General features: G+C 59.1%; 12 protein-coding genes and 1 tRNA gene. 8 read left to right on the top strand and 5 right to left on the bottom strand.

The window, feature by feature from the left end; translation table 11 throughout:
* Positions 1-204: 204 nt before the first annotated feature.
* On the top strand, positions 205-1200 hold the full coding sequence (locus QP922_RS03940; protein WP_284808003.1) for a tyrosine-type recombinase/integrase: 996 nt from the start codon (positions 205-207) through the stop codon (positions 1198-1200).
* Between the two features lie 269 nt (positions 1201-1469).
* Here QP922_RS03940 and QP922_RS03935 read toward each other — a convergent pair whose 3' ends face one another.
* On the bottom strand, positions 1470-1781 hold the full coding sequence (locus QP922_RS03935) for a helix-turn-helix domain-containing protein (protein WP_284808002.1): 312 nt from the start codon (positions 1779-1781) through the stop codon (positions 1470-1472).
* A gap of 69 nt (positions 1782-1850) precedes the next feature.
* Between QP922_RS03935 and QP922_RS03930 the strand changes: the two genes are divergently transcribed.
* A complete protein-coding gene (locus QP922_RS03930; RefSeq protein ID WP_284808001.1) occupies positions 1851-2831 on the top strand; it encodes a hypothetical protein in 981 nt (326 codons plus the stop codon).
* Entirely contained in the window at positions 2832-4598 is a 1767-nt protein-coding gene (locus QP922_RS03925; protein WP_284808000.1) for a hypothetical protein, read from the top strand. It abuts the gene before it with no gap.
* Positions 4599-4820: 222 nt separating this feature from the next.
* On the opposite strand, the gene QP922_RS03920 is transcribed toward QP922_RS03925, so the two are convergent.
* From QP922_RS03920 to QP922_RS03910, 3 genes are all read right to left on the bottom strand, one after another.
* Positions 4821-4894 (bottom strand) — tRNA-Pro (locus QP922_RS03920).
* 128 nt (positions 4895-5022) lie between these two features.
* Positions 5023-5421 (bottom strand): YchJ family protein, encoded by a 399-nt coding sequence (locus QP922_RS03915; RefSeq protein ID WP_284807999.1) that lies wholly within the window; start codon positions 5419-5421, stop codon positions 5023-5025.
* 8 nt (positions 5422-5429) lie between these two features.
* On the bottom strand, positions 5430-6617 hold the full coding sequence (locus tag QP922_RS03910) for a bifunctional alpha/beta hydrolase/OsmC family protein (protein WP_284807998.1): 1188 nt from the start codon (positions 6615-6617) through the stop codon (positions 5430-5432).
* A gap of 98 nt (positions 6618-6715) precedes the next feature.
* Between QP922_RS03910 and secA2 the strand changes: the two genes are divergently transcribed.
* The 5 genes from secA2 to QP922_RS03885 all read left to right on the top strand — a co-directional run bounded on the left by secA2 (position 6716) and on the right by QP922_RS03885 (position 11857).
* Positions 6716-9007, top strand: a complete 2292-nt coding sequence (gene secA2 / locus QP922_RS03905) for an accessory Sec system translocase SecA2 (RefSeq protein ID WP_284807997.1) — start codon at positions 6716-6718, stop codon at positions 9005-9007.
* 87 nt (positions 9008-9094) lie between these two features.
* Complete coding sequence (odhI, locus tag QP922_RS03900; protein WP_070671339.1) at positions 9095-9526, top strand: oxoglutarate dehydrogenase inhibitor Odhl; 432 nt, start codon at positions 9095-9097, stop codon at positions 9524-9526.
* A 159-nt stretch (positions 9527-9685) separates the two neighbouring features.
* Complete coding sequence (gene ftsR, locus QP922_RS03895; protein ID WP_246817049.1) at positions 9686-10360, top strand: transcriptional regulator FtsR; 675 nt, start codon at positions 9686-9688, stop codon at positions 10358-10360.
* Between the two features lie 71 nt (positions 10361-10431).
* Positions 10432-11028 carry a bifunctional nuclease family protein gene (locus tag QP922_RS03890; protein WP_284807996.1) on the top strand — a complete coding sequence of 199 codons (597 nt, stop codon included), beginning with the start codon at positions 10432-10434 and terminating at the stop codon, positions 11026-11028.
* Positions 11029-11302: 274 nt separating this feature from the next.
* The gene (locus QP922_RS03885; RefSeq protein ID WP_210388165.1) at positions 11303-11857 is read left to right on the top strand and encodes a MerR family transcriptional regulator; all 555 of its coding nucleotides are present in this window, start codon (positions 11303-11305) and stop codon (positions 11855-11857) included.
* A 142-nt stretch (positions 11858-11999) separates the two neighbouring features.
* Here the strand turns inward: QP922_RS03885 and QP922_RS03880 are convergent, their stop codons facing one another.
* Complete coding sequence (locus tag QP922_RS03880; protein ID WP_284807995.1) at positions 12000-12893, bottom strand: vWA domain-containing protein; 894 nt, start codon at positions 12891-12893, stop codon at positions 12000-12002.
* Positions 12894-12909: the final 16 nt, after the last annotated feature.

Here is a 12909-nt window from a genome sequence, read left to right as displayed (position 1 = left end):
CGTCTCGGCACCGATTGCGGAACCGCAAACATGCAGGTCATATAAGGAGTTTGTGTGACGTTGGCGAGATAAACCCACCGCCTTGCCGGATTGCAGATCGGCAAACAAGACTATGTGTGGCGGGATGCACTACTTGACTCTCAAGACGTAGCATCAGCTACACCCGCTGCACTCCACTCTCAAAGGTCAGGGAGGAAAGACCGAATGCCCAGCAACTACACCGCCGCCGACTACGAGGCGATCATCGCCAACTACACACCACACGCGGTTCGCTCAGAACCGTGGAGCCACGTTGCCGACTTCACCCGCGAGTGCGTGCGCGCACTTGACCTCACCCCGGACAACACCAGCCGCGACGCACTGCGCAACACGCTCAACTGCGTGTCCAAGCTCGCCGCCTGGGTCTGGGTGAGCTACGGCGTGGTCACCGTCGAGACCGTATTCCATCCCGACATCATCGGAAACTACTTCCTTGCCGGTGACGGCAAGAACCTCAGCCCATCTACCGCAGGAACCCAGCGCTCGCTACTGTGCCGGGCGGCAGAAGTGCTCAACGACGACTGGAATCCCGACTACCAGCACCCGATCACCTACGAACCAGCACTCCAGCCCTACGACAGCTACGCCACCGACCGGCTGTGGGACTGGGCTGAGTCGCAACCTACCGCCGCCCGCCGCCGCAACTTCACCACGGTGCTAGCGCTCACCCTGGGCGCGGGGCTACGCGCGGGAGAAATTTGTACGCTGCGCGGCAAAGACGTACGCGTTGACGGCGACGGAGTGCTGCTACTTCCGCACGGATACCGCGGTGCTGGCCCGCGCGAGGTACCACTGCTGAAAACTCATACCGAGGTACTTCAGCCGGTCATTATGGCGACCAGCCCGGAGGACTACCTGTTTAGGCCAGGCCGCGACAACGAGAATGTCAGCCAGCTCTCGGCCTATCTTCGCCGGGTAACACCGAGCACGTCGCCAGAGATGGTGCCGGATACCCGCAGGCTGCGCAACACCTGGATCATCGACCGCATTGCAGCCGGAGTTCCCGCTGATGTGCTGTGTGCTGCGGCAGGACTAAAGTCCTTGCATCAATTCGAGGATTATGTGGTTGAAGCCGGAGCTAACCGCCGCCACGCCTATCGGCTTCTTCTCGCCGGTGGCTCTACCCACGGCACCCCAGGTGGCGGGCTGTACGTGCTGTAGCACAGCTCGCGGAGACTCCCTGGGCTATCCCTAGCGATTGCGGATATGCAAAATCTGTTTGCGGATACGCAATCTGAAGCTTGTGGCTGAGGTCAAGTGCTAGGGACGAACCACCCTGTGACCTGCGGGTTTATGGGCGCGCTGCGATAAGAAGGCACCGCCGCCTATTTCATGGCGCGAGTGTGCTCACCTCGTGAGCCATGAACGACACCCATGTAACTAATACCCGCCTCACCAGTGTCGGAAACATGCAGTTTCCAACCCTCGGGTCACTGACTGCCGTATCGGTTGCTGCGATGGCGCGGCCACAAGGATTGGCCTGTGGTGACCTCGATATTGGCAATGACACGTCCCGTCGGGATCATCTCGCCGCGGATGATTCGGGTGATGGTGGAGGTGGGGATACCGCAGGCCTCGGCCAAGTCTTTGGCACTGGGGTAGCTCCCGTCCAGGGTGAGTTTCTGGACGTTGCGGGCAAAGTCCTGCAATTTCCGCATGACCGGATCGTGGGCCTCGATATGGGCATTAGGCCAGTTGGCGTAACGCCTGACCGGAGCCTCGGCGGGAAGGTCGGAAGCCACGAGACCACTTCCTTTGAACAAGAAGAAAAAGACGAACCACCTAAGTCTAAATACAATGAGGTCTACGCTGTGATCGACACACTGACGACACGCGGATTACTGCCACCTACAACTCCCACCGTTCAGCGCAACCGCAAGCGCGTACTCGCCACGTACTTTTGCTACATGCGCGACCGCTGGTACGACGACATTGACGTGGACGGCTGCATCTACCTGCTGCGTGATGGCGGAAAGATCCGCACCTACTTACAAGCTAGAACAGCAGATTTATCCAAGCCCAGCCTCAATGTCACCCGCCGCATCCTCAACCGCTGCGCGAGCCATGTCATTGGCCTCAAAGGTGCACTGGAGTGGGCAGAAGAATTGCCGGAGGTCTTTTACCTGGCAGCTAAGTCTCAGCGTCTCGCCTACAACGCCAGCGAACTTATCCGAATCGACGACTGGGTTCACTCCCGACCGCGCCGCGAGTCGCGGCGCGTGGCCTGCATTATCGTGTCACTGGCTTTAGGTGCTGGCATGTCCACCGAGGAAATCTATCACTGCCGATACGGCGACTTCACTGACTTTGGCACAGTGCTGGCGGTTCATGCGCGCGGTGGTCGTGGGATAAAGCCGCGTATAGTTCCGCTGACTGCCCCGTTCGACGACCTCATGCGCCAGGTGCTGCATGGTGTGGGTGAGGATCGCGGGGACGAACCACTGGTGAAACCCAACTCGGCGCGCCGCCGCAACGATGCCACCGGCCCGCACCTGATTGCTGATTTCATTCACAAGACCAGCCAGAACCCATCGAGTACCGGCCTTGCCCCGACACTGCCCAGGCTGCGCTATACCTGGATTGCCGACCACGCCGCCGAGCGCGTGGACTTTGACCAGCTGGTCTATGCCACCGGAAACATCCAGCCCTTCCGCGACACGTTTCACCACATGATTGTCGAGTCTGGCGCGCTCACCGAGACCGAATACCGCGAGTGGATCGGTGGTAGTAGGGACGAACCGGACTACCCGCCGCTGCGACTCGTCGAACCGAATACAGGGGGCGAAGGGTAGGTGGCGAACTTCAACACCACGCCCACCCCGCTGCTTCGCCTGGACGGAGCCAGCGTGTCCTGGGCGCTGAGCATTATCGACCGCACCGACATCTGTCATCACCTGGCAACGTGGCGGCGCGTAGACGGCTACGACCCCTCCAAAGGAGGACGGCCAACAACCGTCACCGACCGCACCATCCTCGCGCTCTACCTCATTCTGGCCCGCTCTGGTCAACCCATGCACTTGACCACCATGACCACACTGCTGGCCTCGCCCGACACGACAGACAAGGCCCTGGAACTGCTTAACCTGCCCAGCCGCGATAGGGCACGCCGGGTAGGCGACAACTACGACACTCAGCACACCATCTGGTACCACCGTCTGTGGCGAGCACTGCACAGCTTCCTGCACGTCGTTGATCCCTTCGACAACATCACTCACCACGCCCGGCTTACCCGCAGCGAGTTCAACCGGCTGATGGACGAACAATCCTCTGAGCGGCGCGAAGAAAAGTGGCAGCGCGCCACCTACGTCTTCAATGAACTGGTCATGGCCAGTACCCAGGACATGCCCGAAGAGTACCGAGCCAACTGGCAGGGAGACCTCACTCTGGATGGCACGCTGATTCCAGGCGTGCGCCGAGGGAACAACCGATGGACGAACCGGCCGGACGATCTCATGTCCTCCGAGCCGGAGGCAGGCTGGTACTCCCGTGACGAGCGGCAGGAAACCCACGGCGAAAACAAGCGCAGGAGGAACGCCAAGCACGTCTGGGGCTGGGAGGCCACACTGGTTGCCGGAGTAATCCGCGACCAAGGCCCATATCGTCAGCCACACCTGATTATGGGCATGGCTTTCGACCGGCCAAGCCACAACCCGGCGATCCGTGGGCTGGAAGCAATGCGCCACCTCACCGACGATCCTGAGACACCTAAAGGCACAGTGGTGGGCGACCGCGCGTACTTTGCCGTGGCCAAGACCAAGCACTTCCATGAGCCGTTGCGAAAACTCGGCTACACGCTGGTGGGAGACTACAAGACGAACCAGCTGGGAAAGCGCGGCTCCTATGAAACCATGGGGCTAGTCGAAGGCCACTGGTATTGTCCGGCCATGCCGAAACCACTGGTGGAAGCCACCGAAGACTTCTATGCGGGACGCATTGACGAAGCCACCTACAACCAGCGGATCAACGAGCGCCGCATGTTTGCCATGCGAAGAAAAGGCAAAGATCTAGCCGGTGACAGCCAGATGTTTATGTGTCCGGGACGAGGTAAAGGAAAGACACTGGCATGTCCCTTGGTGGAAAAGAGTCAGCGCCAGGACGCGAGAGCCAAAGGACTGCCCTCCATCTCCGGGCCACATCTAACTACTGCGCGTATGGGAAAAGGCAAGTGCTGTACTAACAAGGCCTCGGTAACCATTCCAAATAAGGAAGGTATGCGCTACCGGCAAACTGGCCCTGCTTTCAAGACACCGGAATGGAAGAAGGTGTATGGCACCTGGCGCAATGTGATTGAAACTCGCAACGACTATGTGAAGAACAATCGCGGTGGTGCTGCAATTGGCGACCACACCAGGAGGCCTGTACGTGGTTTTGCTGCGGCATTCTTCTATACGGCCCTTGGTGTGGTTGCGGCCAATGTATCCATGATCCGGCGTTTCCTTGGCCGGGTGGAGCGAGACGAAAAGACACCACCGCCTGAATGTCGTGAGCCACAGCCGCCGCGCGATCCGGCGCGTGAGAAGGCAAGCCCGAACGCGCCGCCTGCGCGCGAGGCTGCTTAAGACCAACTAAATACTTTTATCCATCTAGCTCGGAAAACCGATAAGGGGTTCCGGGCTAGAAGTCGTTTTAGAGGGGACGAACCATGCTGTGTTTGTTATTGGTTAGTACTGTCCAGGAGGCGAAAACGACCAAACCCACCGCTTCTATGCGGTGGGTTTGTCTATGCGGAGCAGTTTCGCAAATGATTTAAGCTAGATTCGCAAAACCGTCACTTCACACTGTCGGACTAACAGGATTTGAACCTGCGACCCCTACACCCCCAGTGTAGTGCGCTACCAAACTGCGCCATAGTCCGCTGTCGCACCGTGTGGTGCAACTGCTTCAGATTACACCAGCGGTATTCGCTTCAACAAATTGCTGTTCACGCGCCTTTTTAGTGACCTCGATGTGGCGGGCGCGGCCCGAGCGGCGCGTGAAGTTGTCCTAGAATTCGCCGGAGGAGTAGACCCACTGCCCGCCTTGCCGGTGGAAAGAGGAGCGCTCGCGTTGTGAACCTTTTGCAGCGCCTTTGTAGAAGGCCTCAAATTCGACGATGCCGGTGTCATCGAGTGGGCCGCCGGCAACGGTGTCAATAATGTCGAGACGGTAGAAGCGAATGCCGGTATCGGCCAGCTCTAGGCGCTCAGGGCGGGTTTCAGGGTCCCAGGTGCGCAGAAGATAGTCTTCGTCGCCGGTGACGAAAGCACTAAACCGATAGCGCATAAGGGCCTCCGCTGAGGGCGCAGGAGTGCCCGCGTGGTAGCGCGAGCAGCACTCGCCAAAGGCTAAACCCGTGCCACAGGGGCACCGAGCACTAGAGTCGAGGGGGTTGAGAACGATCATGTCTAGGCCTAGGAATCGATGGCCTCATTCGTCACGATGGTGGTCGTGACGGTGGCATTGAGGAGGGCATCGATGGGGGTGGCCATGGAGGCGTCGAGAAGCGCGGTGCGGTGTGCTGTGCTTAGGGAATCCGGAAGAGAAATGGTGCGTGTGAAGGCGGACTCAGAATCCTGGGTAATGGTAACGCTGATTGCTTCCAAAGCCTTAGCATCCACTTTGTGTTCTTTGCCCGCAGCCTTGAGCTCTTGTGTGGTGGCGGTGGCCAGGGCCGACATGAGCAGACCTTCAGCGGTAAAACCTTGGCCCTTGCCGCCGGCCTTCTTCGTGCGGTCGGCAGCAACGGTGTGCTCGTTGCTGCGTACGATGACTCCCATGCGCGTGCCCACCGCCGGGATGGCGACGGCGGCCGTAGCGTCGACGGGCTCCGGGAGGTTTTCCGGCACAATGTACTGCTCAGCCCAAGCACCAATGAGATCTGCCGCGCGCGCAGCGGCGCCCTGCTTGGTCACAAGGTGGTCTGCCTTATCCAAGGCCACAAGGGACTTGGGGTAGCGCGTGATGAGGAAGATGTTCTGGGCGTTATCGATGCCGACGGTCTGATCAATCGGGGAGTGCAGCAGAAGCAGCGGTTTGCGCAAGCGCGGAAGGTAGGCCTCCGGATTGGTCTCAGCGAGATCCTCGAGGAAGTGGCGGGAAATGGTCAAAGCTCGGCCGCCAAGGGTGACCTCCACCTCGCCGTTGGCGTCGACTTCACCAATCTTGTCGGCGTAATGAAGAACGGAGTGTGCGGGGTCGAACGGCGCGCCAATAGTGGCCACTGCCTTGAGTGAGCGAATGTCATTAGCCGCTGCTAGGGAAGCAGCTCCACCCAACGAGTGTCCCATGAGTAGCTGCGGGGCAGAGTAGTTGTGGCTCAGCCACTCAGCAGCAGCTTGAATATCCGCTACGTTTTGGCTGAAGTTTGTCTCCCCAAAGTTGCCTTCGGACTGGCCAAGACCGGGGAAATCAAAGCGCAGGGTCGCGATACCGAAGTTGGTGAGCTGCTTGCTTACGCGGGCGGCGCCCGGCGTGTGGCGGGAGCCGGCAAAGCAGTGCGCGAAGATAGCAAAAGCCTTCGGTGGGGTGTCGGGGAAGTCGATAGTTCCGGCCATCGCTGTGCCGGTGCTGGAGGGGAGCGTCACGTTCACGGATTGCATGCCAATAAGGATATAAGGGCAAGTGTGAGGCTGCGAACCGGGGTTGACTAGAGTCGAGGGAAGACGAGTAAGGCCGCTCAGAAAGGTAGGGAGTGCACATGGGCGCATTCGATTGGTTCTGGAAGGCGATGGGCGCGCAGTCCGAACGCAACAACAAGAAGTCTAAGGCTGTGGTGGCGGCTGCAGATTCAGCGGTGGAGGATGTTGCGGCGCTTGACGACGCCTCCGTGGCCACCGCCGCTCGCTCCTGCGTCAAAGACGGCACGATTGCGGATAAGTCGCAGTTCCTCGCAGCCCTCGCCGTAGCGAGTGAACGCAAGCTTGGCATGCGCCCCTTTAACGTGCAATCCCAGGCGGTGCTCCGGTTATTAGAGGGCGATGTCATCCAAATGGCAACCGGTGAGGGCAAGACCCTAGTCGGCGCCATGGCTGCGACTGGCTTTGCGTTGACTGGCAAACGCGTGCACGTGGTGACGGTGAATAACTATCTGGCCGCGCGCGACGCCGAGTGGATGCGCCCGCTCGTGGAGTTCTTTGGGCTTACCGTGGCCTCCGTGACGGAAAAGCTTGGACCTGATGAACGGCGCGAAGCCTACCGCGCTGACATCATTTATGCCCCGGTTAATGAGTTGGGCTTTGATGTCCTGCGCGATAATCAGATCACCTCTCGCGAGCAGACCGTTCAGGCCCGCGCTGACGTGGCGCTCGTAGATGAAGCGGACTCTGTACTAGTGGATGAGGCCCTGGTTCCGCTGGTTCTAGCCGGCAATCGCCCTGGTGAGGAGTCGACGGGGCATATCACCAACGTGGTGTCCCGCCTGCGCGAAGACCAGGACTACGTGATCGCGGAGGATGGGCGCACGGTGGCGCTTACCGATGACGGCGCGGCGCGCGTCGAGCGCGAATTAGGCATCGATTCGCTGTACTCCGAGGAGAACATCGGTTCCGTGCTGGTCAAGGTCAACCTGGCACTGCACGCGAAGGCACTGCTTATCCGCGATATTCACTACATTATAACGGATGGCAAGCTGCAGCTTATCGACGCCTCCCGGGGCCGCGTTGCCGACCTCCAACGCTGGCCCGATGGCCTCCAGGCGGCCGTGGAGGCGAAAGAAGGCCTTGAGGTTTCTGAAGGTGGGCGCATTCTCGACACCATTACCCTGCAGGAATTGATGCGGCGTTACCCGCTGGTGTGTGGCATGACTGGTACAGCCGTTGAGGCCACTGACCAGCTGCGTCAGTTTTATGATCTGCACGTTTCCGTTATCGATCGCAATAAGGAGCTGCAGCGCCTCGACGAAGCTGACCGCATTTATGCGACTATCGATGACAAATCGAAGGCCATCGTCGAAGAAATTGCTGCCCTTCACGCCACTGGACAGCCGGTGTTGGTGGGCACGCACGATGTGGCTGAGTCAGAAGATCTCGCAGAAGCACTGCGGGAACGCGGCATTGAGGTCAGCGTGCTCAATGCCAAGAATGATGAGGATGAGGCCCGCATCGTGGCTGAGGCCGGCGACGTGGGGAGGGTCACCGTCTCTACCCAAATGGCTGGCCGTGGTACCGACATCAAATTGGGTGGCGCTGATGAGGCTGACCGCGATGCGGTGGTAGAGAAGGGCGGTCTGGCAGTGATCGGTACCTCCCGGCACCGCTCGTCGCGTTTGGATAACCAGCTGCGCGGCCGCGCCGGCCGCCAGGGAGATCCTGGAATGTCCGTGTTTTTCGTCTCTCTTGAAGACGATGTGGTCCAGCAGGGAGGGGAGGATGAGTCCCTCTCCGCGCGTCCGGATTCTGACGGCCGTATCGAGTCGAAGCGGGTGAGCGATTTTGTGGCGCACTGCCAGCGCGTAACCGAGGGCCAACTGCTTGAGATCCACGCGCAGACCTGGAAGTACAATCAGTTGCTCGCCGACCAGCGCATCATCATCGACGAGCGCCGTGCCAAGCTCCTTGATACTGCCCAGGCATGGGAGGAACTGGCCGAGCGTGCCCCCGAACGGGCCGCCGAGCTTGACGATGTCCCCCAGGACGCCCGCGAGCGTGCGGCCCGCGAGATTATGCTGTACCACCTGGATCTATCTTGGGCAGACCACTTAGAGCTCATGGACGATGTTCGCGAGTCCATCCACCTGCGCGCCATTGCGCGTGAAACCCCTATCGACGAGTTTCACCGCATCGCGGTGCGAGAGTTCAAGGACTTAGCCCAACGCGCAGTGGATGATGCCGTTGAGACGTTCAACACCGTGGTGATCGATTCCGATGGCGCCCACTTGGAAGACCACGGCCTGTCCCGCCCGAGCGCGACATGGACCTACATGGTTTCTGATAATCCACTGGCAGGAGGCGGAAACTCAGTGCTCAAGGGCATCGGAAATATCTTCCGTTAATATAATTTTTCTGGTGGTGGCTCGCGAGGACAGCGGAGTCGCTACTATGGATTTAGTCAATATCGATCCGACCCTTCGGAGGTAAAAATGAGCGAGAACACCGGAACGCCGGAACCGCAGGCAGAGACTACTTCTGTCTTCCGTGCCGATCTTCTCAAGGAGATGGAAAGCGGTGCGTCGGCAGGCTCTGACGCTTCCGTCGCTGGTGCTGAGAATCTAGCTGAGGGGCAGGCGCTGCTCGTCGTCAAGCGTGGCCCTAACGCCGGTGCGCGGTTCCTGCTGGATCAGCCCACTACCACCGCTGGCCGTCACCCAGAGGCAGACATTTTCCTGGACGATGTCACCGTTTCCCGTCGCCACGCTGAGTTCCGCGCTCAGGACGGTCAGTTTGAGGTCGTGGACGTCGGATCACTCAACGGCACCTACGTCAACCGCGAGCCGCGCAACGCACAGGTTCTCGAGGTGGGCGACGAAATTCAGATTGGTAAATTCCGTCTGGTTTTCATCGCCGCCAAGTAAGTCCACACCTGCGGGGCTGGGGGAGTGTTCTCCCCGCCTCGCTGTGATGTCCAGACCGTGTAGAAAGCAGAAGTAGTTCCCATCGTGAGCTCCCAGAACTCCACCGCCGCAGTAGCGTCCACTGCCGCTAGGAAGCCCAAGGCCGCCAAGCAGAAGCCGATGTCTATCGGTGTGACGCTGAAGCACTTGCAGAAGCAGTTCCCTGATGTCACGGTGTCAAAGATTCGCTTCCTGGAGTCTGAGGGACTTATCACCCCTGAGCGCACGCCGAAGGGCTATCGCCGCTACTACCAGAAGGACTTGGACCGTCTGCGCTACATTCTGACTGCGCAGCGCGATAACTACACGCCGCTTAAGGTAATCCGCGAACAGCTGGAGGCTATGGACTCCGGCCAGGTTACTGCGATTGTCTCGTCACAGGCCGAGGCGCTCATTAGTGCTGAACAGCTGCGTGCCCCTGTGGTCAATAGGCTTACTGACGCCGACGTGGCCGATCAAGCCGGCACCACCCAGGAAGAGATTGCCAGCCTCGTTGCAGTCGGCCTTATTAAGCCGGATGCGGCGGGTTTCTTCGATACCGACGATGTATCGATTGTGTCCGCGGCCGTGGCTCTTGAGTCTTTTGGCTTCGATGCTCGCCAGCTCAAGTCCCTGCGCAATGCTGCCCGCCGCCAAGCTGACCTCATCGCGCAAGTTGCTAGCCCGGTAGCGCACTCGAAGTCCGATACCGCTCCACAGCAAGCAGAAGAGCTTTCCCAGCAGATGGCTGCGCTGGTCCTGTCTCTGCACAGCACGTTGGTCAAGACCGAGCTGCGTGACGAATTTCTACCCTAAACCCCTTCGGTTACTCCGTCGCGAACTGGTGCGCCAGTCACCATCACCGAAATTATGGGAGAGTGGACACCATGAATTCTGAAGTATTGAAATTTTTAGGTATCCATCCTGTCGGTCCCGAAAATAATCTCTGCGCTCTGTTCTACTGGGAGGAAGCAGACCGCCACGTGCCCGTATGGGTCTCACCCATTGATGGAGCCCGTGTTCTCCAGATGCTGGAGCGCCACTTCAACGCTCGCCCCAGCACGTACGAACTTCTCATCGCCTTCGCGGATGAGCTCGACGGTATTGATGAGATCTGCGTATCCGAGTACCGCAAAGGTGCCTTTATGGTGGACCTTGTAGATGGCAGGGGAGAAGAGCACGATGCTCGGATGTGCGATGCTCTTGTCCTCGCAGACCACTACGGGGTTCCCATCACCTTTGAGAAGGACGTGCTCGATGAGGTAGCTATCTACATCAGCGATGAGGACCTGAAGGAGTACTACGGCCTTGAGCGCGATGCCGCATCGCCGGAGACGTTCCCGCAGAAACGAGTGCGGGAACTTCAGGAACGGCTAGCTCAACAGAAAAGCCAAGAAGATGATGACTTCGAGCAGATGATGCGTGATTCTGGTATCTCCGAAGATGACTTGCTTGGCGGCGACGAGCCCGACGACGAAGACTAGATTCTCACCTGACATTAAACCGTGCGTCGTCCCTTCGGGGCGGCGTCTTTTTAACTGTCCGTAAACTTTTTAATGACACGCGTGTGACTCATGATGACAATGAGGTAGAAAAAGTCTAAAGTTCTACTAGAGGTTCATTCCGATGCACCCTTGACGTGGTTGACGGCGTGCCCTTTAATAGACAATTAGAACTCCCTTCAAACATCACTGGAGTAATTACGTGAGCAGTAAAGACCTTCACACCGAGACACTCGACCTTGAGACCGGCGCTGCGCTGAACTACGACGAATGCGGCAGCTACGTTCAAGAGTCTTTGTTTGACATTGGCCCCGACGAGGAACTTGGCTATCGTGTGCCGATTGCCTGCCAGGTGGCGGGCATTACCTACCGCCAGCTGGACTACTGGGCGCGTACAGATCTGGTGAAGCCTTCTATTCGAACCGCCCGAGGTTCCGGTTCCCAGCGCCTGTACTCCTTCAAGGACGTCCTCGTCCTCAAGATTGTGAAGCGCCTTCTGGATACGGGTATCTCCCTGCAGAATATTCGCCTCGCCGTAGAGTCCTTGCGTGACCGCGGCGTCAACGATCTCGCCGAGCTCACCCTAGTGTCTGATGGCACCACCGTCTACGAGTGCCGCTCCAATGACGAAGTCATTGACCTCCTCGCCGGTGGTCAGGGCGTCTTCGGCATTGCAGTGCCGGGCATCCTCAAGGAGCTCTCCGGAACCATTACGTCCTTCCCGGCTGAGCGCATCGTTGAGGAGGAAGAAACCGACGTGGTCGTGGGCCTCGACGAGCTCGCTGCCCGCCGCAAGCGCAAGTCCTCCTAAGGTTCGCTTCGTTTTCCATACAGCCGCCGCACCTTCTCAGCACTGCTGCTCACGTCAGTGCCATAGGAAGGTGCGGTGGCTTCGTGCTTGCTGTGAGGGAAGGCTAGTCAGCACGCTTGAATTCGCGCTGACTACTGGCTGCCTATTGAGCGCCAGCTGCGGCCGTGATGCTCTTCTTGTTCGCGGTAGCATCTGAAGGATCTGAGACAGTGCTGTAAGAATCGGCAAGTTTCTCCAGCTCAGCATCCTTCTCGCCCGTTCCGAGGTGCACCACGCTTAGGCTAACGCCCTCGCCGCGCGCATTCTTGACGGCTTCGGTGAAAGCGGCGTCATCCATGTCCTGTTGGGTTCCCGTAGTGACGAGAACAACGCGAGCATCCTTTCCGCTTTCAGCGACTTGATCAGAAGCGTTTCCCAGCGCGGCCACGACTGCGCTGCGCGTTTGCGGCACACCTCCGGTGCCGAACAATCCCACGGCTTGAGCCACGTTGTCAGCCTCGCCGTAGGCCACGTTCGGACGATAACCCACGGTTGCCGTAGCGGAAATAGGGGAGGAATAGTTCCACAGACCCACCTGGCTGCCCTCATCACCGGCGGCCGTTGCGGCATCGGCGACACCCTGGCTTACTGCCTCGAAATATGGCGCCAGGTTGTCAGAAGTATCGAGAAGGAACAGCGTATTCGGGGCAACCTCTGCAACTGCATCTGCAGGTTTGTCTTCAGAGCTGGGAGCTGCCGATGAGGACTCGCCCTCAGATTCCTCGGCTTCAGACTCTCCGGCCTTTGTAGATGAGGTGGCTTCTGCGGACGACTCCGACGCGGAATTCGTTGCATGAGCGGTGGATTCGCTGCCGGAGCCTGCCGCAGCCGTGGATTCTGCGGATGTCTCGGTAGCCGCCATATCGGTGGAATCCGAATCGCCGCCGCGGAAGAGGAAAAAGCCACCAACAATCAGCGCTAGCAGTGCGAGGATGGCCACAATGATGACCCACGGTGCGAATGCGTAGTTGTTCTTTCCATCCGAGTGTCGGGCCATTTTCTTCCTTCCGCGC

Origin of the sequence: Corynebacterium sp. MSK218, assembly GCF_030232655.1 — a bacterium.
Classification (GTDB): Bacteria; Actinomycetota; Actinomycetes; order Mycobacteriales; family Mycobacteriaceae; genus Corynebacterium.
The sequence above is the reverse complement of the archived record's forward strand: the minus strand, read 5'-3'. Positions and strand labels throughout refer to the sequence as shown.